The following is a 20,815-nucleotide window of genomic DNA, read 5'->3' on the forward strand; positions in this document are numbered from 1 at the left end:
GCGAAACGCCCGTTGCTAGCTTACACCCCCCGCGCCCACGGCGCGGCAGGATTATTCGAACCAGCGCTTGACGGTATCGACCATGCGGCCGAAGAAGCCGGCGCGCTCGACCGCGTCCTGCACCACCAGCGGTTCGGTGCGCAGCACCTTGCCGTCCAGCGTGAATTGCAGGGTGCCGACCTGCTGGCCCTTGGCCAGCGGAGCGATCAGCGGATCCGTGCGCTGCGCCACCGGCTTCAAGTCGCCGGCCTTGCCGCGCGGCACCGCAATCGACACGGGGTTGGGCGGGCCGAGCTTGACGCTTTCAGCCGTGCCTTCCCAGACGCGCGCATCGATGCCAGGCTGGCTCTTGTCGAACAGCTTGACGGTGTCGAAGTTCTGGAAGCTCCAGTTCAGCAGCTTCAGGCTTTCCTCGGCGCGGGTGGCTTCGCTGTCCGTGCCTACCACGACCACCAGGATGCGGCGGTCGCCGCGCACGGCGGTCGACACCAGGCAGTAGCCGGCTGAATCGGTGTGACCGGTCTTCATGCCGTCCACCGAGGGGTCGGCCCACAGCAGGCGGTTGCGGTTGGGCTGGGTGATCTTGTTGTAGGTGTAGCTCTTCTGCTTGTAGTAGTGGAAGTGGTCCGGGTGATCGGTGATCAGGTGCGAGGACAGGATGGCCAGGTCGCGCGTGGACGTCATGTGCTGCGGATCGGGCAGGCCCGTCGCGTTCATGAAGTGGGTGTTGCGCATGCCCAGGCGTTCGGCTTCCTGGTTCATCAGCGAAGCGAACGAGGCCTCGCTGCCGCCCACGGCCTCGGCCAGGGCCACGGAGGCGTCGTTGCCGGACTGCACGATCATGCCCTGGTTCAGCTCATCGACAGTGACCGGCTTGCGCGGTTCGATGAACATGCGCGAACCGCCCGTGCGCCAGGCGCGCTCGGACACCGGCACGGTCTGCTCCAGCGTCAGGCGCTTTTCATCCAGCGCGTTGAACACGACGTAGGCCGTCATGATCTTGGTGAGCGAGGCCGGCTCGACCTTCATGTCCGGGTTGGAGGCGGCCAGGGTCTGGCCACTGTTCACGTCCATCACGATCCAGGCCTTGGCCGCGATGGTGGGGGCCGGCACGGCCGAGACGTCGCCCACCGGCACCACCGCCGAAGCATTCCGGCGCCAGCGGCTGCGGCCGGCGCCGCGGCCGGAGCCTGCTGCGCCCAGACCGGCATCGAAGCTGCCAGCATGGCTGACAGCACCGCGCCTGACAGCAGGCGACGGGTGAAGACAACGGGGGAGTGAGCGGAGTAAGGCAAATTCTTCATCGGCAACGTGGGTCCAGTAATGACGCCCGCCGGCGCGGGGCAAGTGGCTGACAATTATAGGCAGTCGATCAGACCCGTCCGGCCCGCCCGGGGTTCCCGCGCATTTAAAACATGCAACTTGATGCAACCTGGCGGCCTCGGGACGCGGCAACGGATCAATCGGGACTGCCGCCGTGATGGCGACGGTACACGGCCGGAGAAACGCCCACGTGCTTGACGAAGGCGCGGCGCAAGGTGTCGACGTTGGCAAAGCCGCATTGCGCGGCCACCTGCTTGGGCGTGGCCGAGCCCGCCTCCAGCAGCGCGCGGGCTGCGGCGATGCGCGTCATCTCCACCCACGCGGCCGGCGTGACGCCGACCTCGGCGTGGAACAGCCGCGTAAAGTGCCGGGGGCTCAGGCCCGCATGTTCGGCCAGCGCTTCCACCGACAGCGGCAGCCCAGGGTTGCCGGCGACCCAGCGCTGGACCTCCTGCAGCGCCGAGCGCCCTACCGGGCCGGCCTGTCCCTTGCGGCTGAATTGCAGTTGTCCGCCTGGCCGCTTGAAGAACATCACCAACTGGGCCGCCACACTGGCGGCCACGTCCCGGCCCAGGTCTTCCTCGACCAGCGACAACGCCAGATCCAGGCCAGCCGTCACGCCGGCGGACGTGCGCACTTTGCCGTCGCGCACATGCAGGGCGTCCTCTTCGACGGTCACCTTGGGATAGGCCAGGCGCAGCTGCGCCGCCGCATTCCAATGGGTCGTCACCCGTCGTCCATCCAACAGGCCTGCCGCGGCGAGCATGAAGGCGCCAGTGCAGACGGAGCCATAGCGCCGGGCGCCCCTGGCCGTCGCGCGCAGCCATTGCAAGGCGGAGCTGCTGAGCATGGCGCTGGCGGCCTGCGGCGTGCCGGCAACAAGCAGGGTATCCAGGCGCGGCACAGGGCCGTCAAGCGTCAGGTCGGGCAGCAGGCGCGCGCCCGATGAACTGCGGATCGGACCCGCCTCGTAGCCCACCACGCGCAGCGCGTACTGCTCGCGCCCGAGTTCGGCATTGGCCTGGGCGAACACGTCCAGGGGCCCGGAGACATCGAGCATCTGGACACCTGGCAGCGCAAGAATGGCTATGGTCTTGGTCATGGAATCGCGCCTTGCCGACTGGTGTCGGGAAATCGCATGTTTTGGCGGAATCTGGCGTATTACGACGATTGAAGCCATTCTAGTGCGGCGGGAGAATTTATCGAACCCCTACCCCACCACCTGTAAGGACTCCCGCCATGAACCCTGTCATCGACGGCATTCAGATCCCCGACAGCAAGCTCGCCCGTGAAATCACGGAGCTGGTACGCGACACCGCCACGCCGCTGCTCTTCCACCATTCCAGCCGGGTCTACTACTTCGGCGCGCTCGCTGGCAAGCGCCGCGGATTGAAGTTCGACCCGGAATTGCTTTATTGCGGCTGCATGTTCCACGACATGGGCCTGACGCATCAGCACAGCAGCGACTGCTGCCGCTTCGAGGTGGACGGCGCCAACGCGGCGCGCGACTTCCTGAATAGCCGCGGCATTTCGCAACAGGACATCGATCTGGTGTGGACCGCCATTGCGCTGCACACCACGCCCGGCATTCCCGAATTCATGCACCCGGTCGTCGCGCTGGTGACAGCGGGCGTGGAAATGGACGTGCTCGGCCTGACTTATGGCGAATACGGCGACGCCCAGCGCGAAGCCGTGGTGGCGGCGCATCCGCGCAGTCCGCGCTTCAAGGAAGAGATCATCCAGGCCTTCTACGAGGGCATCAAGCACAAGCCGCAGACGACGTTCGGCAACGTCAAGGCCGATGTGATCGCCGACAAGGAGCCGGCCTTCAAGCCTGGTAACTTCTGCAGCATAATCCGCGGCTCTCGCTGGCCGGGCTGAAGGCGTTGGCGCCGCAACAGCGGCGCCCCGTCTTAGTCCAGCGCGACCTTCAACCGCGCCTGCACCAGCTGGCGCAGCACCAGCAGCTTGCCATGGAAGAAGTGCGATGCGCCGGGCACCACCACGACGGGGATCGAACGCGGGCGCGCCCAGTCCATGGCCTCGGACAGCGGCACGACCTCGTCTTCCTCGCCGTGCACCAGCAGCGTGTCGTCCGGCACCTGCACTTCGTGCGACTGGAAGCGGTTCACGGCCGGCCCCATCAGCATCAGGGCCGACGGCAGCACAGCATCACCCTGCTCCGCCAACGCGGCATAGGTCTGCGCCGCGACGGCAGTGCCGAACGAGAAACCGGCCAGCACCCAAGGCGCATGGGCCAGTTCGGGATGCAGTTCGCGCATCTGCGCCACGACCGCCAGCATGTCCTGGGTTTCGCCCACGGATTTGTCGAACGCGCCTTCGGACTGGCCGACCCCGCGGAAATTGGGCCGTACCGCCACCAGGCCGTGCTGCACGCAGGCGCGCGACAGGGTCGTGACCACTTTGTTCTCGCGCGCGCCGCCCTGCAGCGGATGCGGGTGCAGGACCAGCGCCCAGCCGCGCGGCGTGCCCGCGGGCCAGTCCACGGCGCAGTCGATGCGGCCGGCGGCTCCGGTGAATGCGTGGGTTTCAGTGCGTGCGGACATGGCGTAACTCGGGATACGGAAAAAAAAGCGATGTTAACCGCCCGGCCTGGGCGCGGGCTTCAGCGTCGTGGCCAGCCACTGTGCCAATTGGTCGGCGGCGTCGTCCGTCGCCAGGCGCAACGCCGTGACCCCGCCTTGCGCGTCCTGCGTGGGCGCCGGCGCGCGTGCCTCGATGCGCGTCTGGCCCAGCACGCTGCGGCCGCTGAGCAACACCGCCTGCAGCAGCACGCGGCCTTCGCTGGACTGGCCGTCGGCCGCGAATACCTGTTCGAACTGGGACAGCGACACCTGCAGCTGCGGCGTCTGCAGGGTGACACGCTCATCCAGCACCGGCCCCTGGCGCGACAGGCGCTCGGTAAGGCGCTGCCGCACCAGATCCGCCGGCGGCGAGGCCCAGCGATAGCTGGCATAGGCCTTGGGCGCGGCGCTGTCGCCCACGCGCCAGATCACGCCGGTATCGGACAGGCTGGGCACGGCCTGGAAGACCAGCGCAATCGTCTCGCGCGCGGGCAAGGCCGGCGCCGGGCGGGAATCCAGGCCCAGGTCGAACACCGAGGGCGGTGCGGCCACCCGGCCGATGCCGCAACCGGCCAGGGCCAACGTCAGGATAAGAACGGCGCTACGCATCTTCATCATTTGGACGATCTCCCGAAGCCTGCAAAGCCGGCCTCGCCGGGCCCGGGCTCGCGGGGCGCCGGGCCGAACAGGAACGATTGCGGCGTGTTGTCCACACGGCGCAGGGTAACGGTGGCGCCGCGCGCGGCCGCGCTGACATTGGCGGCCATGCCGGTGATCGCCGGCAGGGTCTCGCCATCCAGCCGCGCGGCGGCCAGGGCGATGTCGTTGAGGCTGCTGGTGGCGGCGGACAGGGGTCCGCCAGGCGCATTCAGGCGCGCCAGCGACTGGCGAGCCTGCGCGGCCAGGTCGCCAACTTCGCGCGCGGCGCGGTCGGCCTGGCGCGAGGTCTTGTCCAAGGAATCCATCAGGGGACCGAGCTTGGCCATCGTGGGCCCCAGATCCTGGCTCGCAGCCCTGAGCGATTGGGTGATATCGGTAGCGTTCTGCAGGCTGGCAGTGAGCGCCTGCACATTCTGCTCGCTCAGCACGCGCCGCAGTTGTTCGGTGACCTCTTCCACGTTCGAGATCAGCTTGCCGCCGCGCTGCTCGATGCGATCGAGAAAACCGGGGCGCAGCGGAATGGCGGCCGGATGCGCGGCCGACGACGCCAGCCGCTTCATCGACGTGCCGTCGTCGCGCAGTTCCACGTTGGACATGCCGGTCACGCCCTGCACGCCCAGCTCGGCCCAGGTGGATTCGGTGATCGGCGTGTTCGGCGCCACCCCGATGCGGATGCGCACCTGCCCGGGCTTGTCCGGGTTCAGGGCCAGCGACTGCACCTTGCCCACCGGCACGCCCTGGTAGCGCACCGTGGACTGCGGGTTCAAGCCGCTGACGGCGGTGGCGGAGATGATTTCGTATGGCTGCAGCTGCGTCCGGTCTCGGCCGATCCAGATGGCCACCAAGGCGGCTGCGGCAAGCAGGACCAGCGTGAAGATGCCGGCCATGAGCGCATGACTACGGTTTTCCATGATGCAATCCCTTCGGCGCCAGATCCCCCAGCGCGCGCAAACCGCGCTCGCCCAGGAAGAACGTGTGAATGAACGGGTGATCGACCTTCAATACTTCCGGCACCGTGTCGCACACGATCACCCGTTTGTCCGCCAGCACGGCGACGCGCGTGGCCAACGCCAGCAGCGTGTCCAAGTCGTGCGTCACCATGACGACGGTAAATCCCAATTGCCGGTGCAGGCTGCGCACCAGGTCCACGAATTCGTCCGAACGCAACGGGTCCAGGCCGGCGGTGGGCTCGTCCAGGAACAGCAGTTCCGGATCCAGCGACAGCGCGCGCGCCAGCGCCACGCGCTTGACCATGCCGCCGGACAGGTCCGAAGGCCGCTTGTCGGCATCGCGCGCCGACAAGCCCACCATCGCCAGCCGGCACATGACGACGTCGCGCACCAGGTCTTCCGGCACCGTGCGCAGTTCGCGCAGCGGCAAAGCCACATTGTCGAACACCGACAGCGCGGAAAACAACGCCCCCGCCTGGAACAGCATGCCCCAGCGGTAGGACAGCCGCCGGCGTTCGCCCGCCGTCAGCTCGAACAGCGAATGTCCCAGCACCCGCACCGTGCCCGCGGCCGGCCGGTCCAGCCCGATGATCTGCCGCAGCAGCACCGTCTTGCCGGTACCCGAGCCGCCCACCAGCACCAGGATCTCGCCAGGGAAGACCGTCAGGTCCAGATTGTCGTGCACCACATGGTCGCCGAACGCCGTGCGTAGCCCGCGCACCGTGATGACGGGTTCTACCGTGACCCCGTCCTCGGCGAACAGCTTGTGCTGAGCGGCGCTGTTCATCAAATGCCCACCGAACTGAAGATGACGGCGTAAAACGCGTCCAGCAGGATCACGCCGGTAATGGAGGTCACCACCGAGGTAGTGGTGCCGCGTCCCAGGCTTTCCGTGTTGGGCTGGATGCGCAGACCGAAATGGCAGGCGATCAGCGCGATCAACATGCCAAAGGTCACACCCTTCAGAATGCCGATCCAGTAGTTAGTCAGTGAAATCGCATCCGGCAGCGACTGCAGGAACCATTGCGCCGACACGCCCAACTGCATCTGCGCGGCCAGCATGCCGCCCAGGATCGCCATGGCGTCCGTCCACAGCACCAGCAGCGGCATGGTCACGGCCAGCGCCACCACCCGCGGCAGGATCAGGCGCTGCCCGTGCGAAATGCCCATGACCAGCATCGCATCCAATTCCTGCGTCACCCGCATCACGCCGATCTGCGCGGTGATCGCGGAACCCGAACGACCGGCGACCAGGATGGCGGCCAGCACCGGGCCCAGTTCGCGCACGATGGACACGCCCAGCAGGCGCACGATGAAGCGGTCCGCGCCTATCATCTGCAGCTGCTGCGCCGACAGATAGGAGAGCACCACCCCGATCAGGAAACCGACCAGCGCCGTAATGCCCAGCGCCTGCGCGCCAGTACGGTATACCTGCGCCGAAATCTCGCGCCAGGGCCCCAGCCGCGGGCGCCGCAGCATGCCGCCGAAATCCAGCACCAGCTGACCCAGCATGACGAGCAAGGCGCGGCCATTGTCGATGGCCTGGAAGATCGCCTCGCCCACGGCGCGCGGCCAGCTCCACGGATCCCGCTTGGGCGCCGCCGCCGGCGTCTCGCCCTTGTTCATGGCCAGGGCGTTGAAAACATCCTGCTGGCCAGCCGACCAGCGCACGCGCTCGGGCAGCTTGTGGCCCCAGGCCTCCCAGATCAGCAGCGCGCCGATGGTGTCGAGCCGGCCGATGCCGTGCAGGTCCCAGCGCGCGCCGCCATCGGTGGCGCAGGCCAGCGCCTCGCGGCGGCGCTGCACTTCGCCGGGTTCGGCCAGCGCCAGCACGCTCCAGTCGCCGGCCACATGGCACACGCCTCCTTCAAAGCGGAAAGGCGCGGCGGCAGGTGCGGACGTAGCGGAATGCGGCATGAAGGCAGAATACCGGTGCAAAAATGTATCGCCAATCATAAACGCTGGCGCTGGCCGACCGCGAGCGCGGGCCGCGTGCCCTACAATCGCCGCCATATGCCCGCTCAAGCCAGCCCCATCGACCTGCCCGCGCCGGAAACCCTGGCCCGCACGCTCAGCACGCGCCTGCCCGCCTTCCAGGACATCGCCTGGACCGGCAGCACCGGATCAACCAACGCCGACCTTCTGGCACGCGCACGCGCGGGCGCTGGCGGCAAGCCCTGGCTGCTCGGCACTCACCTGCAGGAAACCGGGCGCGGCCGCGCCGGCCGCCCGTGGCAGAACCGCACGGGCTCCACCTTGATGTTCTCCTGTGCCTTCGACGTGCATCTGCCGCCCGCGCAACTGCCCGCGTTGTCGCCGCTGGCCGGCATCGCCGCCTGCGAGGCCCTGCGCGCTGTCGCCGGCCCGCATGCCACCGGGCTGTGCATGAAGTGGCCCAACGACGTGCAATGGCACGACGCCAAGCTGGCGGGCGTGTTGGTGGAAACCACCCGCAATCCTGGCGGCAGCGAGGCCGGCCATACGGTCGTCATCGGCATGGGTGTGAACCTGGTCGACGCCGCCCGGCTGTCGCTCGCGCTGGAGCGCGAAGTCGCCGACTGGTGCCAGGTACAGGCGGGCGCGGCCCGCCAGGCAAGCGCCGCCGACCTGGTCTGCGCCAGCGCCATGGCCTGGCTCGAAACGGTCCAGACCCTGGAGCGCGAGGGCTTTGGCGCCTTCAGGCAGCGTTTCGACCAGGTGGACGCTTTGGCCGGCCGCAAGGTCAACGTGCTGGACAAGGGCGCTATTCTTCTAAGCGGCACCGCCAGCGGCGTGGACGAGCAAGGCCGCCTGCTGGTGCAAACGCCCGAGGGCACCCAACCGATCCTGATCGGTGAAATCTCGATTCGACGCCAAGCATGATTATTCTCATCGACTCCGGCAACAGCCGTCTCAAGGTGGGTTGGCTGGACGCCGGCAACCCCGACACGCCGCGCGAGCCGGCGGCGGTGGCCTTCGACGGTCTGGACCTGGACGCCCTGGACCGCTGGCTATCCACCTTGCCGCGCCGCCCCTTGCGCGCGCTTGGCGTCAATGTGGCCGGCGAGGCCCGCGGCGCAGCCATCGCCGCCATCCTGCAAAAACACGGCTGCGCGGTGACCTGGTCGCCGTCGCAGGCGACCACGCTGGGGCTGGTCAACAGCTACAAGACGCCCACGCAACTGGGCGCCGACCGCTGGGCCTCGCTGCTAGGCGTGCTGTCGCGCCTGCCTGGCGCGCACCCGCCCTTCGTGCTGGCCAGCTTTGGCACCGCCACCACCATCGACACCGTCGGCCCCGACAACGTCTTCGCCGGCGGCCTGATCCTGCCCGGCCCGGCCATGATGCGCAGCGCCCTGGCCCATGGCACCGCCAATCTCCCCATCGCCAACGGCCAGGTCGTGGCCTATCCCACGGACACGCACGAGGCCATCGCCTCGGGCATCGCCGCTGCACAGGCTGGCGCGGTCGTGCGCCAATGGCTGGCCGGACGCCAGCGCTACGGCCAGACGCCGCAAATCTACGCGGCGGGCGGCGGTTGGCCCGAAGTGCACCAGGAAATCGAACGTTTGCTGGCGGACGCCGGCGGCGCCTTCGGCGCCGCTCCGGTGCCGATTTATCTGGATCACCCCGTCCTGGACGGCCTGGCGGCGGTTGCCCGCGCCACCCTGGACGTCGACGCCTGAACGGAGCCCCCGGCCATGCGCGTGCTCTTCATCCTCATCCTCCTTGCAAATCTGGGGGTCTATGCGCTGGGCCAGGGCTGGCTGGGCGTGCGCCCCGAGGACGAAGGCCGCGACCCGCGCCGCTTCAACCAGCAACTGAATCCGGACGCGGTGACCCTGGTCCCCAAGACGGCGCCGCCTCGCGCCCCCTGAAGCCCCGGCCGGCGCACACGCCGGCCGAGATGGGCGCTAGCCCGCCCTTCCCGCCTCCAGCCACGGCGCCAGCGCGTCCAACGTACGCTCCGTGGCCCCCGAATGCATGCGGAACCATGCCAGTGCCGCCTCTGCCGCACGCTGACGGCGCGGCTCGTCCGCCAGCAAGGCCATCGCCGCATCCACCGCCTCGGCGGCATCGGCCGCGCGCAACGCAGCGCCCGCCGCGATGGCGTCTTCCGCCGCCTGCTTGAAATTGAAGGTATGCGGGCCAACGATGACCGGCACGCCCGCTGCGCAGGCCTCGATCAGGTTCTGCCCGCCCAACGGCGCGAAGCTGCCCGCCACGATCGCAGCGTCCGAAGCGGCGTAGTAGAACGCCATCTCGCCCAGCGTGTCGCCCAGCAGCACCGCCGTGTCCGGGCCCGGCGCCTCGCCCACGGACCGCCGGACGTACGGCAGCCCGGCCGCTGACAGCAGACGCGCGGCCTCGTCAAAACGCTGTGGATGGCGCGGAATCAACACGAACAAGGGCGCGCCGGGCCGGGCGGCATGGCGCTTGATGCCCTCGATGAAACCGCTGTCCTCGCCCTCGCGCGTGCTGGCGACCGCCACCACCCGCCGGCCCAGCCGTTCGCGCCAAGCCTGTCCCGCGGCAACTCGCGCCGCCGGCAGGACCAGATCGAATTTCAGATTGCCCGTCACGACCGGCTGCGGCGCCCCGGCCTGCACCAGCCGGTCCGCATCCTCGGCGGTCTGCGCCAGCACCGAGTCCAGTCCGCCCAGCGCTTCGCGCATCACGCCGCCCATCCTGCCCGCCTGCCGCAGCGACGACGCCGAGAACCGCGCGCTGACCAGCGCCATCGGCACGCCGGCGCCGCGAGCGGCGGCCAGCAGGTTGGGCCAGATCTCGCGTTCGATAAGCAGGCCGCAACGCGGCCGCCAGGCCGCCATGAAACGGCGGGTCGCGCCGGGAAAATCGTAGGGCAGCCATGCCTGGCGCAACTGCCCGCGGGCGATCGCGTAGGCGTACTGGCGCGCGCCCTCGGCCCGGCCGGTGGCCGTCATGTGCGTCAGCAGCACCGGCAGCCCCCGGTCGAGCAAAGCCTGCAGCAAGGGCTGCGCAGCGCGGGTCTCGCCCAGGCTGACCGCATGCACCCAGACGGGAGCCGTCCACGCTGTACAAGAAATAGCGGGGGCCGGGGCATGACCGAAGCGTTCGCCAGAGAAGATTTCCCATTGGCCGCCCGCGCGCCGGGCGCGGTGGCCCATCCAGAGCCAGACCAGCGGTGACAAAGCCCTGAGCGCCAGCGAGTAGACGCCGCGGTTCATGTCACTGGGCGGCCAAGGCCTGCTCCACCGCCGCCATCACGGCCTCGCGCGAAGGCGAAGCCCCGCGGTCGCCCAGGCTGGCGGTGTAGCTGGAGCCGACCAGCGGCGTGCGCACCGGGGTCGAGGCGCGGTAAATGCCGATGGTGGGACGGCCCAGCGCGGCCGACAGATGGGTCAGGCCGCTGTCCAGCCCCACCATCATGCGGGACCCGGCCAGCAGGCGCGCCACCGCGCTCAGATCCATGCGCGGCATCACCTCGGCGCCGTCCATGCCGGCAATCAGCAGGCGGGCGCGCTCGGCCTCCTGCTCATTCCCCGCCAGCAATTTCAAAGTGCAGCCCGCCTCGCGCAGGCGGCGGAAAACGACGCGCCAGTCTTCTTCCGGCCAGAGCTTGTCGTCGCGGCTGGCCGACGGCATGATCACGGCGTAGCCGCGGTCCGTATCCAGATGGTGCAAACGCGGCAGTTCGCCGATGTTCATGCCCTCGCTGCCGACTTCCAGCACGGGGTCCGCCGCAGCCTGTGTCGCCTGGCGCGCGAAAGCCTGCAGGCCGAAATCGGGCGCGCCGGCGTACTGGTAACCGAACGTCAGGGCGGCAAGCTTGCGTTGGCGGATCACCGCCGGCTGCCAGAACTCCACCCGATGCCGCACGTTGTAGAACAGCGACGCCAGCGGCTCGCGCGCCGAACGCCAGTCCAACCCATGCCGCACACCACGGGTCTGGCGCACCAGCCAGGCGGATTTCAAGAGCGCCTGCATGTCGAGCACGATGTCGTACTGTTTGGACCGCAGGCGTTCTTTCAGCACATGGCGCTCGGCCCTGACCTGGCTCGACCACCATGCCTTGCGCCAGCGGCGATGCGCCACCTTTATCACCTCATTGACCGCCGGGTGCCATTTGGGGATTTCGGCGAATGCTTCTTCCGCCACCCAGTCGATTTCGGCGTCCGGCACATATCGGGCGATATCGGATATTGCGGGCAGCATGTGCACCAGATCGCCGAGGGACGATGTGCGAACGATGAGAATGCGTGTTGGCATCAAAGCAAAGACGGTTCGGTCAGAAACGCGAATGTACAACACAACGCCGTCCTTCTCCCGGGTGCGCGGCCGAATTCAGGCGCTACGATCCCTACTACACATCGCGGCTGGACGGTCACAATTCCACATACAGCGAAGCGCAGACTTGCCCGTCATCTTGGCCGGTTGACATACAATCACAATCTCATCAATGAGTTCGACCGAAATGCAATCCAAACCTGGCGATTTCCCGAATATTGTCGGCCTGCTGCTCTCCTATTGGAAATTGCTGGTTTTGGCCATTATCTTGGGAGCCATCATCGGCATCACCATGCCCAATCGCACCCCGCTTTGGACGGCCTCCGGACTCATTAGACTTGGGCAGATTAACGGGACCCTCCTTACCGATGGAGCGACGATTGGATCGGTCGCGCAGCAACCTAGCTTCATGCGCGACACCCTCGAGAAAGCTGGTCTGTCGAGCGATTTGCGCGATCCGAAAGCCCTGCTGGCGTCACGCACGTTCACCACGCTCGCTCAAGGCACTCCGAGTCTCGTCCTGTTGCGGGTAAATGCCTATGTGCCGGAAGATGCCAAGCGCATCGTGGAAGTCGCCATTGCCACGGTGCAGCAACGGACCGAAGCAGCTTTCCACGACGAAATTGAGCAGCGCAAGCGCAAGCTCGCAAATGCTGAAAAACAGTTGGCGGAAAACCTCAGCGAACGGGACATGGTCGTTGGGGCGCTCCAATCGGGGCAAATTGCCCCTGCGACGGCCGTAATGGATTCGCTGGTGGTGTCGTATCTGCTGCGCGCCACCCAAGCCGATTCCGACCGTTTGCGCCTCTTGATTGAGGCGCTGCAGGATCAAATTAATCCGATCCGCACTTTCAACACAAAGCTGGAGACACCGATTTCGGTTACGACGCCTCTGGCCGCCAGCAAGATCGTCAGCGGCGCAATAGGTGGCATTGTCGGTTTCATCATCACCTTCTTGTTGGCGCTGATTCAAATCCTGATTCGTACCCGATATCCCGTGAGCAGGCTCATCAACCGCGACTAACGCGTCGGTTGAAAGTGATGCCGTATGCAACTATGTTCACTGATCGCAGCAATCCGAACAAAAGCGAAGGCGTGGCGCGGTGGCTAGCGTTTGGTGCATTTTGCATCATGTTTCCGGCCTACATCGCCTACCAAATTTCCGTGCAAAAAGGGGTAATCCACCCATATCTGGGTGGGTACTTTTCGGCCGGGATAGCAATCAGCCTGCCACTGCTGCTGCTTGCTGCCTGTATCAAACCACACTCGCGTATCCCTCCCGACTTGGTGGAATGGTTGTTCGTCCTGTTCATGCTGCTTTTCGGCATGAGCCTCGCCGTGGGCGTGTATTTCAATGTCACGCCCGAGATCCTGAAGCCCAATGCGATCACGTGGGTCTCGTTCGTTGTGCTGTACCTGCTGGGTTTGCTTTTCCCCTGGGGCGAAAGGACTGCGACGCTCTATGCGCAGTTCATTTTCGTCGGTCTTCTACTTCTCATCGTGCTCAATACGGCAGGAGGCCAACTGGTCGGAGTAGGCTACATCGCGCCGGGAGCCGACAAGGAATTGAATTACCAAGCGGTCGCGCTGGCCTACATCGTAGCAACCCTGGCCGCGCTGCCCCCCGCACGTGTTTTGATCAGATACGCCGGCTACATACTCTCGATCATTGCTTTGTACTTAATCGGCGCACGCTCCGAATTCATTGCCTTTGTGCTTATCGCTGGCACAATCGAGTTCTGCATGGCCAAGCGAAAAGCGCAGTTCGTCGCGCTAGGCATCGTCGGAATTGTCGTGCTTCTGGCCCTGGCCCATGCCATGCTCGGCACGCTGCCGGGCAGCCGCATCCTGGGCCTGTCCGATGTCAGCGAAGACGCTTCCAGCATTGCCCGAGCCGCGCTGACCAGCGAGGCATGGCTGTCGATCAGCGAGGCCCCCTTCCTTGGCAACTACGGCAGTTATCTGCCCGGCAACTACGCCCACAACATTCTTTCCGCCTGGGTCGACATGGGCTTGTTGGGCTTCGTTACGCTAGCACTGCTGCTGACGTTCGCTGGCGCCAGCATCATGCTCACTTACCGCGGCCAGATCCGCACGCCCGTATTCCTCGTAACGGCAGCGCTGCTGATGGCGAACATACTGCTTTTGCTCTTCGCCAAGTACTACACCTATCAATTGCTGCCTATTGCAATCGGCGCCTATGCGAACCTGCGGCGCCGGGATGCCGGCTACTCCACGTGACGAATGTGTTTGGCGGGGTTGCCCGCCACGATGCTCTTATCATCGACATTGCGCACAACCACGGCACCAAGGCCCACAATGGCCTTCTCACCGATTTTCAGCTGGTTTAGTACGGATGCATTGGGCGCGACCCAAGCCTGGGCGCCAATGCGTACGCCGCCGCTGATCTCCGCGCAAGCAATGACGAACGCATCCTCGCCCACATCGACGTTATGCGCGATGTGCACGTGATCGTCAATCTTTGCCCCGCGCCGGATCAGCGTATCACCCAGCGTTCCACGGCAAACGGTAGTTAACGAGCCGATCTCTACATCGTCCTCGATGATCACTCGGCCCAAATGGGGAAGCCGCAGCGCCTTGCCATCAACATCACGTTCGAATCCAAAGCCATCTTCACCGACGACCGCGCAGGACTTGATGATGCTGCGCGCACCGATGGTGACTTCGTCCTGGATCACGACGTTGTGCAAGATCCGTGCGCCCTCGCCGACCACCACCCCCTTGCCAAGCACCACGTTCTGCCCGATGAAGGCAGTGGGATGAATGTCGGGCTCGGCCTGGGACCAGACATAGCCCGCCGTCTCTTCGATATAAGCCAATGCCCGCGCGAAATCCAGCCTGGGAGTCGGCGACACCAGCGCATGGCCTCTCACCAAGGCAGCGTGCTCCGGCGAGACTATCACCACGGCTCCGGCTGGCGCCTTTTCCGCCCAAGGCCCCGATTTCGCGAAGCTCAGCGCTCCCGCGACCGCTTCGTCGACCGCCGCGATAGACCTAATCTCGACATCGCTCGCCAAGGCCGGCAACCCCAGATATCGGGCGACGTCATTGGCCGAAACCGGCTTGCTTATTGCTCTACCCATCGAATCACCTCGAAAGCTTCCGCATAGCGCATGCCGACCTGGCAACCACGCTGCACAGCAAGACTGTGGATCAATTCATCGTAGTTTGGCGCACGAAATGCCTGCGACTTATAGGCAGCCAACGCGCGGATCTTGGACTGCAGATGCTTCTCTTCCACTCCGTGGAAAAACGTCAAATCCGTCCGGCGGTTATTCCAGGGAATTTCGTAACCCAGAATCGTTGCGCGCTTGAATGCCCTGAACGCTTCACGATTGATGACTTCGTGATCCTGGTGCGTGTCGTAGGAATTCGGGCCCACCACCACATCGGGATCGATCTCCTTGCGAAGGCGGACCATGGCTTCCAGGATTTCCTGGCGGTCACGCGGGAAATACCGCACGCGAAACTGGAACACCTGCAATTGTGAGGCCGGTAGGTTGATTTCTTTCGCCGCATCCACGATTTCGGTGCGCAGAATGTCCTGCGGCAGGCCAGCGGGCACGGATTCCTCGGCAGCGGAAAACGCCGCATAGTGCACTTCGTGCCCTTGCTCCGCCCACTTCGCCATCGACGCGCCGCAGCCCCATTCGCCATCGTCCGTATGGGGGCCCAAAATCAGGTACTTTTTCTTCTTCAAACCTATTCTCCTGGAGCAGATCATTGTGCTCGGCTGGGCCGCACCTCGCCCGCTCCTGTTCGGCTCGCCCTACCGTAGGGCTGCCTCGTGCGCCGGCCCCTAAGGCCCAGCATTCAACCCGGAATTATGCCAAAACATTGGAACCAATATCGTTCAGCAGCAATACCAACGCAACCAATCCGACGCCAGGCCGGAGCGTACCCACATGCGGACTTGTACTGTGGTATGAAGCGCAAGGCTGCAGCCGCAGAGGGCGACCAGAAGTATCACTGATTGAGAGGAAATTCAAGAAGTAATACCCGCGCCCAAAACGCGCCGCCATTCTCGCCGCTTCTGTCCTGCGTTCGTCGATCCAAACATCGTCGCCGATATGCAATTCGCCTTCCAGAGTACGTAGCGCGATAATTCCGTCTTGACGCTGTCTTTATGGAAAAGAAAATCGGGACGTATCTTTGAGCGGATGCAGGGTACCGCCTACGGTTACGCCACTAGTGATCGAGTTGAGCCAACGCACCAATACGGATGCCGTTAAAACGGTGACAGATTGTGCGCCGCAAAATTCATCCAGCATGTAGTTTTCGGCAGCAAATTGCAAAACCGGGCTACCGGCACGACGGTCACGCCGACGCCAACGAGTTGATCCCTACGTGCAGACTTTGCTTGCAATTCCAGCCGTCCATCGCTTGTCCCTGTGGCAGAACCCGAGCGGCTATAGTATAGTCTTCGCGATCCTCCCGCACGGTTCCCGCGAGTGTCGTAAGCACCGACCACAAGTGGTCTGCCAGTGATGCCCGCCATTGCTCCGTGCTCGCCCACTATTTCGCTCTACAGCCACCAAAATGAAGAACGCAGCCCAGGTGGACAGCCGGGGCGACACGTGAACCGGCATCCAGGCAGGCTGTCGCCTCTCCTTTACCCCCAAGCTGGCGCTAGGCATCTCGCCTTCCCGCGTTGCCATTGCAGCGCGCTCGGCTGCGGCTGCCGATCCGCGGCCTGCCGTCGACGCTTGGCAAGTCGGCACCAATCGATGTTGCAAATACCCCACCATAACGCGGTGGCGGTACATATGCTTTCATGCGAATCCGGACAACAGGGCATAGTTGTTCCTGCGGCTTTCGCTTTGTCCATGGCCTATCAATCTACCGCTAAATATTCAACTCTATGAAGAATTTTGCCCTCATCGGCGCCGCCGGATACATTGCGCCGCGCCACATGATTGCCATCAAGGAAACCGGTAACGATTTGGTCGCCGCGTTGGACCCCAATGACTCTGTAGGCATTATTGACAGCCATTTTCCGAACGCCGACTTCTTTACCGAATTCGAACGATTCGATCGTCATTTGGACAAATTGCATCGGGCCGGCGATTCGAAGCGCGTAGATTATGTCGCTATTTGCTCGCCGAATTATCTTCATGATTCGCATATGCGGTTTGCGCTACGCTCTGGCGCCGACGCCATATGTGAAAAGCCGCTCGTGTTGAATCCGTGGAACATCGATGGCCTGCAGGATATCGAGCGCGATACCGGCCGCAAGGTAAACACCATTCTTCAGCTGCGCGTCCACCCTGCAATTGTCGCGTTGCGCGAAAAAGTGCAAAAGGAAAAAAAGGCTACCAAGCATGAGGTCGATCTAACGTATATTACGTCGCGCGGCCATTGGTACTTGCAGTCCTGGAAGGGAGATTTGAAAAAATCTGGTGGCATCGCGACCAACATCGGCGTCCATTTCTTCGACATGCTCCATTTTATTTTTGGAGCGTTGCAAAATAACGTTGTGCACCTGTCGGATGACACCAAGGCCGCGGGCTATCTCGAATACGAGCACGCTCGTGTCCGCTGGTTCCTGTCGGTAGACTTCGCTGACGTCCCCGAAGCACAACGCAACGCAGGCCAACGCACCTTCCGCTCCATCACCGTTGACGGCGACGAGATCGAATTCTCCGGCGGCTTCACCGACCTCCACACGCGCAGCTACCAGGAAATCCTGGCGGGCCGTGGCTTCGGACTCGAAGAGAACCGCGTGGCAATCAGCACCGTCGCGGCGATTCGCCAGGCGCCGCTCGCACCACGCACGGGCGACTATCACCCGTTCCTGAAGAAATGAGCCACTACCAGCACCCCAGCGCCATCGTGGACGAAGGCGCTCAAATCGGTGACGGTTCGCGCGTCTGGCACTTCGTGCACGTATGCGGCGGCGCACGCATTGGCACGGGCGTCTCGTTGGGACAGAACGTCTTCGTGGGCAACAAGGTCGTCATCGGTAATGACTGCAAGGTGCAGAACAACGTCTCCGTCTACGACAACGTCGTTCTTGAAGATGGTGTTTTCTGTGGACCGAGCATGGTCTTCACGAACGTGTACAACCCGCGATCCCTTATCGAGCGCAAGGACCAATACCGCGACACGCTCGTCAAGCGCGGCGCCACTCTGGGCGCCAACTGCACCGTGGTTTGTGGCGTCACCGTGGGCGCCTTCGCATTCATCGGCGCCGGCGCGGTCGTCAATCGGGACGTCCCCGACTACGCGCTCATGGTGGGCGTACCCGCCCGACAAATTGGCTGGATGAGCGAATTCGGCGAGCAACTTGACCTGCCGGTGCAGGGCAATGGCGAAACGCTGTGCCCCCATACCAATGCCCGATATGTGCTCAGCGACGGCGTTTTGACCAAAACGGAAACCAATTCATGATCGATTTCGTTGACCTCAAGGCTCAACAGAGCCGCATTAAAGACAAGATCGACGCAGGCATCCAGCGCGTACTAGCGCACGGCCAGTTCATTCTCGGACCCGAAGTCGCTGAACTTGAACAAAAGCTGGCAGCTTATGTCGGCGCCGAATTCTGCATCAGCTGCGCAAACGGCACGGACGCCCTGCAAATCGTACAAATGGCGCTGGGCATCGGCCCTGGCGACGAAGTCATCACACCGGGCTTTAACTACATCGCGACCGCCGAGACCGTCGCGCTGCTGGGTGCCAAGCCGGTCTACGTAGACGTCGACCCGCGCACGTGCAACCTCGACCCCACGAAGCTCGAAGCGGCGATCACCCCCAAGACCAAAGCCATCATTCCGGTTTCGCTCTATGGGCAATGCGCCGATCTCGACGCGATCAACGCCATCGCTGAGCGCCATGGCATCCCCGTGATCGAGGATGCCGCCCAGAGCTATGGCGCGACCTACAAAGGCCGCAAGTCCTGCAATCTGAGCGCGATTTCGTGCACCAGCTTTTTCCCGAGCAAGCCTTTGGGCTGTTACGGCGACGGCGGCGCAATCTTCACCAATGACCCCGAGTTGGCCCGTGTTATCCGCCAGATCGCCCGTCATGGCCAGGACCGCCGCTATCACCATGTCCGCATCGGTGTGAACAGCCGACTCGACACTCTGCAGGCAGCCGTCCTACTTCCGAAGCTGGAAATCCTCGACGAAGAACTGGCCCTGCGCGATCAGGCCGCAGCCCGCTACACCGCCGCGTTCCACGCCGCGGGCATCACCGATACGCCTTTCGTGGCCGATGGCAACGTTTCCGCATGGGCGCAGTACACAATCCTGGTGCCGAACCGCGCCGCACTACAAGAGCACCTGAAAGCCCAGGGCATCCCGACGGCAGTGCACTATCCGATTCCGCTGAACAAGCAGCCTGCCGTGCGTGACGACTCGGCCAATCTGCCGATCGGCGATCATCTTGCCGAACAGGTCATGAGCTTGCCCATGCACCCGTACCTGGAGCCGGATGTCCAGCAACAAATCGTTCGGGCAGTCGCCCAAGGCATCGAACGTAGCGTCCACCGCTGATGCCCCGCGGGCATCGCTGGCGGCAGCCCTGGACCGCGTCCCCCTCACATGCCGACTATCAATATTCGGACTTAGCCCACTCAGTTGAGGGGGCTGACTGATTGTGAAGGGAGAGATGCCCAGTTTAGAGTCGGACCTGGCTAGGTACAGTGCTTCGCTGCCTTAAAACTGCCTGCGATGCTATCGGTGAAAGGCTGATTGATTCATGTCCAGTAGATTTCGCTATAAGAACATAAAGAGTTTTTTTCAAAACCACGGATTGTTGCGTTCAATATTGATCTTGGTAAGTGGCGCCGGGCTTGCTCACCTTATCACTGCGATCGCTCTGCCATTTCTTACCCGGCTGTATACGCCAAATGAGTTCAGCACTTTGGCAGCATTTTCCGCCGTGCTGTCCACTATTTCTGTAGCCGCATGCTTACGATTTGATATCGCAATTCCATTGGCTAGTCGCGATGAAGAAGCCCGCCATCTACTTGGATTTGCGTTAGCCGCTACATCTGTTATGGCTTTCGTCGCCGCGGTCGTGGTCTTTTGGAAAGGAGATGCGCTCGCTGCACTTTTTGGCAGAGGTCTGTCAACTGCCCATCTTTGGCTTATGCCATTGGGCATTATATGCGCAGGAGCTTATGCTGCATTTCAAAATTGGTTCATCCGAGAAAAGAAATTTTGGTCGATAGCAAAAAGCAGAATTGCCCAGTCAATAGCAAGCGTTGGAACACAAGTAACACTCGGAATTTTAGGGGCGGGTGCGGTAGGCCTGCTAACGGGATATATATTTAATACTGGCATTGGCTTTTTAATTCTTTGTGGAATTTGGTGGTACTCGAGAGGATCGCGACCAACCCTTCACGCGGAACTGCCACCTAGTCCAAAAGCAACATGGAAAAAATATGACCAATTTCCAAAATTCTCAGTTGTAGAGGCTTTAGCCAATAGTGCCTCCACTCAAATACCATTGATGATAATAGCCGCCTCCCTTACTGGACCGGAGGCAGGCTATCTATTATTGGGGATAAGTATAATACAGGCTCCCATGGCGGTACTGGGATCATCCATTTCTCAAGTATTTATCTCCCAAGCCCCAGAACAATATCGGCAAGGAAAGCTCAATCAGTTTGTTTCCTCCATGCTGAAAAACTTGCTAAAAACAGGCGGCCCTCCGCTATTGGTTTTAGGTGCCGTTTCTCCGTTTTGCTTTGGCATAATATTTGGAGCAGGATGGGAACGCGCAGGGACTCTAGTAGCATGGATGACTCCATGGTTTATCCTGCAGTTTGTCGTTGCCCCCGTATCTTCGAGCTTGCATATTATTGGCGCACTCAGGCTCGCACTATTCGTGCAAGTGCTGGGATTCTTGTTAAGAACGGGCGCAGTTTATCTCTGCACGCGCTTTGCTTCGGATTGGGTTTCTGAGGTCTATGCGCTGACCGGTGCGTTGTTTTATTTATTTTATTTGGCAGTGACAATGATGGCAATCAAGAAACATCGTTAGATCCATGTCTTTCTGGATTTCATGTCAAACGATGGCGAA

The 20,815-nt window shown here is 63.3% G+C and carries 20 protein-coding genes and 1 pseudogene; 10 read left to right on the top strand and 11 right to left on the bottom strand.

The genetic code is table 11. The features are described from left to right. Window positions 1-51 precede the first annotated feature (51 nt). Window positions 52-1,304 (bottom strand): annotated as a pseudogene (locus tag AXYL_RS31055) (D-alanyl-D-alanine carboxypeptidase family protein). Between the two features lie 155 nt (window positions 1,305-1,459). Then, complete coding sequence (locus AXYL_RS31060) at window positions 1,460-2,425, bottom strand: GlxA family transcriptional regulator (RefSeq protein ID WP_013396850.1); 966 nt, start codon at window positions 2,423-2,425, stop codon at window positions 1,460-1,462. Window positions 2,426-2,562: 137 nt separating this feature from the next. Here AXYL_RS31060 and AXYL_RS31065 point away from each other — a divergent pair, with 137 nt between their 5' ends. Beyond that, on the top strand, window positions 2,563-3,204 hold the full coding sequence (locus AXYL_RS31065; RefSeq protein ID WP_013396851.1) for an HD domain-containing protein: 642 nt from the start codon (window positions 2,563-2,565) through the stop codon (window positions 3,202-3,204). Between the two features lie 32 nt (window positions 3,205-3,236). Here the strand turns inward: AXYL_RS31065 and AXYL_RS31070 are convergent, their stop codons facing one another. The 5 genes from AXYL_RS31070 to AXYL_RS31090 are packed head-to-tail and all read right to left on the bottom strand — an operon-like array spanning window position 3,237 to window position 7,435. Further along, window positions 3,237-3,890, bottom strand: a complete 654-nt coding sequence (locus AXYL_RS31070) for an alpha/beta hydrolase (RefSeq protein ID WP_013396852.1) — start codon at window positions 3,888-3,890, stop codon at window positions 3,237-3,239. Window positions 3,891-3,923: 33 nt separating this feature from the next. Continuing rightward, a complete protein-coding gene (locus AXYL_RS31075) occupies window positions 3,924-4,523 on the bottom strand; it encodes an ABC-type transport auxiliary lipoprotein family protein (protein ID WP_041656791.1) in 600 nt (199 codons plus the stop codon). Continuing rightward, a complete protein-coding gene (locus AXYL_RS31080; protein WP_013396854.1) occupies window positions 4,523-5,479 on the bottom strand; it encodes an MlaD family protein in 957 nt (318 codons plus the stop codon). Before AXYL_RS31080 ends, AXYL_RS31075 begins: the two co-directional genes overlap by 1 nt. Continuing rightward, window positions 5,466-6,305, bottom strand: coding sequence for an ABC transporter ATP-binding protein (locus AXYL_RS31085; protein WP_013396855.1), 840 nt, complete (start codon window positions 6,303-6,305; stop codon window positions 5,466-5,468). Before AXYL_RS31085 ends, AXYL_RS31080 begins: the two co-directional genes overlap by 14 nt. Next, window positions 6,305-7,435, bottom strand: coding sequence for an MlaE family ABC transporter permease (locus AXYL_RS31090; protein WP_041654538.1), 1,131 nt, complete (start codon window positions 7,433-7,435; stop codon window positions 6,305-6,307). Before AXYL_RS31090 ends, AXYL_RS31085 begins: the two co-directional genes overlap by 1 nt. Before the next feature lie 96 nt (window positions 7,436-7,531). Between AXYL_RS31090 and AXYL_RS31095 the strand changes: the two genes are divergently transcribed. The 3 genes from AXYL_RS31095 to AXYL_RS35225 are packed head-to-tail and all read left to right on the top strand — an operon-like array spanning window position 7,532 to window position 9,375. After that, complete coding sequence (locus tag AXYL_RS31095; RefSeq protein WP_041656813.1) at window positions 7,532-8,380, top strand: biotin--[acetyl-CoA-carboxylase] ligase; 849 nt, start codon at window positions 7,532-7,534, stop codon at window positions 8,378-8,380. Beyond that, window positions 8,377-9,183 (top strand): type III pantothenate kinase, encoded by an 807-nt coding sequence (locus tag AXYL_RS31100; RefSeq protein ID WP_013396858.1) that lies wholly within the window; start codon window positions 8,377-8,379, stop codon window positions 9,181-9,183. Before AXYL_RS31095 ends, AXYL_RS31100 begins: the two co-directional genes overlap by 4 nt. A gap of 15 nt (window positions 9,184-9,198) precedes the next feature. Then, complete coding sequence (locus AXYL_RS35225) at window positions 9,199-9,375, top strand: hypothetical protein (RefSeq protein ID WP_013396859.1); 177 nt, start codon at window positions 9,199-9,201, stop codon at window positions 9,373-9,375. 36 nt (window positions 9,376-9,411) lie between these two features. On the opposite strand, the gene AXYL_RS31105 is transcribed toward AXYL_RS35225, so the two are convergent. Both AXYL_RS31105 and waaC read right to left on the bottom strand, forming a co-directional pair. After that, window positions 9,412-10,707 carry a 3-deoxy-D-manno-octulosonic acid transferase gene (locus AXYL_RS31105; protein ID WP_013396860.1) on the bottom strand — a complete coding sequence of 432 codons (1,296 nt, stop codon included), beginning with the start codon at window positions 10,705-10,707 and terminating at the stop codon, window positions 9,412-9,414. A gap of 1 nt (window position 10,708) precedes the next feature. Then, window positions 10,709-11,749, bottom strand: a complete 1,041-nt coding sequence (gene waaC / locus AXYL_RS31110; RefSeq protein ID WP_041654542.1) for a lipopolysaccharide heptosyltransferase I — start codon at window positions 11,747-11,749, stop codon at window positions 10,709-10,711. Between the two features lie 205 nt (window positions 11,750-11,954). On the opposite strand from waaC, the gene AXYL_RS31115 reads away from it, so the two are divergent. Both AXYL_RS31115 and AXYL_RS31120 read left to right on the top strand, forming a co-directional pair. After that, window positions 11,955-12,791 (top strand): hypothetical protein, encoded by an 837-nt coding sequence (locus AXYL_RS31115; RefSeq protein WP_013396862.1) that lies wholly within the window; start codon window positions 11,955-11,957, stop codon window positions 12,789-12,791. Window positions 12,792-12,823: 32 nt separating this feature from the next. Beyond that, window positions 12,824-14,008, top strand: a complete 1,185-nt coding sequence (locus AXYL_RS31120; protein ID WP_041654545.1) for an O-antigen ligase family protein — start codon at window positions 12,824-12,826, stop codon at window positions 14,006-14,008. On the opposite strand, the gene AXYL_RS31125 is transcribed toward AXYL_RS31120, so the two are convergent. Further along, window positions 13,996-14,871, bottom strand: a complete 876-nt coding sequence (locus AXYL_RS31125; RefSeq protein WP_013396864.1) for an LpxD N-terminal domain-containing protein — start codon at window positions 14,869-14,871, stop codon at window positions 13,996-13,998. The genes AXYL_RS31120 and AXYL_RS31125 overlap by 13 nt on opposite strands. Continuing rightward, complete coding sequence (locus AXYL_RS31130; protein WP_013396865.1) at window positions 14,856-15,488, bottom strand: PIG-L deacetylase family protein; 633 nt, start codon at window positions 15,486-15,488, stop codon at window positions 14,856-14,858. The genes AXYL_RS31125 and AXYL_RS31130 overlap by 16 nt, the downstream gene beginning before the upstream one ends. Window positions 15,489-16,649: 1,161 nt before the next feature. On the opposite strand from AXYL_RS31130, the gene AXYL_RS31135 reads away from it, so the two are divergent. From AXYL_RS31135 to AXYL_RS34510, 4 genes are all read left to right on the top strand, one after another. After that, a complete protein-coding gene (locus AXYL_RS31135) occupies window positions 16,650-17,594 on the top strand; it encodes a Gfo/Idh/MocA family oxidoreductase (RefSeq protein ID WP_013396866.1) in 945 nt (314 codons plus the stop codon). Continuing rightward, window positions 17,591-18,178: an acyltransferase gene (locus AXYL_RS31140; protein WP_013396867.1), complete on the top strand. Its 588-nt coding sequence runs from the start codon at window positions 17,591-17,593 to the stop codon at window positions 18,176-18,178. The genes AXYL_RS31135 and AXYL_RS31140 overlap by 4 nt, the downstream gene beginning before the upstream one ends. Then, a complete protein-coding gene (locus AXYL_RS31145; protein ID WP_013396868.1) occupies window positions 18,175-19,281 on the top strand; it encodes a DegT/DnrJ/EryC1/StrS family aminotransferase in 1,107 nt (368 codons plus the stop codon). Before AXYL_RS31140 ends, AXYL_RS31145 begins: the two co-directional genes overlap by 4 nt. A 205-nt stretch (window positions 19,282-19,486) precedes the next feature. Continuing rightward, window positions 19,487-20,776: a lipopolysaccharide biosynthesis protein gene (locus AXYL_RS34510; protein ID WP_080551123.1), complete on the top strand. Its 1,290-nt coding sequence runs from the start codon at window positions 19,487-19,489 to the stop codon at window positions 20,774-20,776. The last annotated feature ends 39 nt before the right edge of the window (window positions 20,777-20,815 follow it).

It is taken from the genome of Achromobacter xylosoxidans A8 (genome assembly GCF_000165835.1).
In the GTDB taxonomy this organism is placed as follows: Bacteria; Pseudomonadota; Gammaproteobacteria; order Burkholderiales; family Burkholderiaceae_B; genus Achromobacter; species Achromobacter xylosoxidans_B.

Excerpts from the sequence above, each read along its gene's own strand:
- AXYL_RS31060 (WP_013396850.1), bottom strand. The coding sequence starts at position 2,425 with ATGACCAAGACCATAGCCATTCTTGCGCTGCCAGGTGTCCAGATGCTC.
- AXYL_RS31065 (WP_013396851.1), top strand. The coding sequence starts at position 2,563 with ATGAACCCTGTCATCGACGGCATTCAGATCCCCGACAGCAAGCTCGCC.
- AXYL_RS31070 (WP_013396852.1), bottom strand. The coding sequence starts at position 3,890 with ATGTCCGCACGCACTGAAACCCACGCATTCACCGGAGCCGCCGGCCGC.
- AXYL_RS31075 (WP_041656791.1), bottom strand. The coding sequence starts at position 4,523 with ATGAAGATGCGTAGCGCCGTTCTTATCCTGACGTTGGCCCTGGCCGGT.
- AXYL_RS31080 (WP_013396854.1), bottom strand. The coding sequence starts at position 5,479 with ATGGAAAACCGTAGTCATGCGCTCATGGCCGGCATCTTCACGCTGGTC.
- AXYL_RS31085 (WP_013396855.1), bottom strand. The coding sequence starts at position 6,305 with ATGAACAGCGCCGCTCAGCACAAGCTGTTCGCCGAGGACGGGGTCACG.
- AXYL_RS31090 (WP_041654538.1), bottom strand. The coding sequence starts at position 7,435 with ATGCCGCATTCCGCTACGTCCGCACCTGCCGCCGCGCCTTTCCGCTTT.
- AXYL_RS31095 (WP_041656813.1), top strand. The coding sequence starts at position 7,532 with ATGCCCGCTCAAGCCAGCCCCATCGACCTGCCCGCGCCGGAAACCCTG.
- AXYL_RS31100 (WP_013396858.1), top strand. The coding sequence starts at position 8,377 with ATGATTATTCTCATCGACTCCGGCAACAGCCGTCTCAAGGTGGGTTGG.
- AXYL_RS35225 (WP_013396859.1), top strand. The coding sequence starts at position 9,199 with ATGCGCGTGCTCTTCATCCTCATCCTCCTTGCAAATCTGGGGGTCTAT.
- AXYL_RS31105 (WP_013396860.1), bottom strand. The coding sequence starts at position 10,707 with ATGAACCGCGGCGTCTACTCGCTGGCGCTCAGGGCTTTGTCACCGCTG.
- waaC (WP_041654542.1), bottom strand. The coding sequence starts at position 11,749 with ATGCCAACACGCATTCTCATCGTTCGCACATCGTCCCTCGGCGATCTG.
- AXYL_RS31115 (WP_013396862.1), top strand. The coding sequence starts at position 11,955 with ATGCAATCCAAACCTGGCGATTTCCCGAATATTGTCGGCCTGCTGCTC.
- AXYL_RS31120 (WP_041654545.1), top strand. The coding sequence starts at position 12,824 with ATGTTCACTGATCGCAGCAATCCGAACAAAAGCGAAGGCGTGGCGCGG.
- AXYL_RS31125 (WP_013396864.1), bottom strand. The coding sequence starts at position 14,871 with ATGGGTAGAGCAATAAGCAAGCCGGTTTCGGCCAATGACGTCGCCCGA.
- AXYL_RS31135 (WP_013396866.1), top strand. The coding sequence starts at position 16,650 with ATGAAGAATTTTGCCCTCATCGGCGCCGCCGGATACATTGCGCCGCGC.
- AXYL_RS31140 (WP_013396867.1), top strand. The coding sequence starts at position 17,591 with ATGAGCCACTACCAGCACCCCAGCGCCATCGTGGACGAAGGCGCTCAA.
- AXYL_RS31145 (WP_013396868.1), top strand. The coding sequence starts at position 18,175 with ATGATCGATTTCGTTGACCTCAAGGCTCAACAGAGCCGCATTAAAGAC.
- AXYL_RS34510 (WP_080551123.1), top strand. The coding sequence starts at position 19,487 with ATGTCCAGTAGATTTCGCTATAAGAACATAAAGAGTTTTTTTCAAAAC.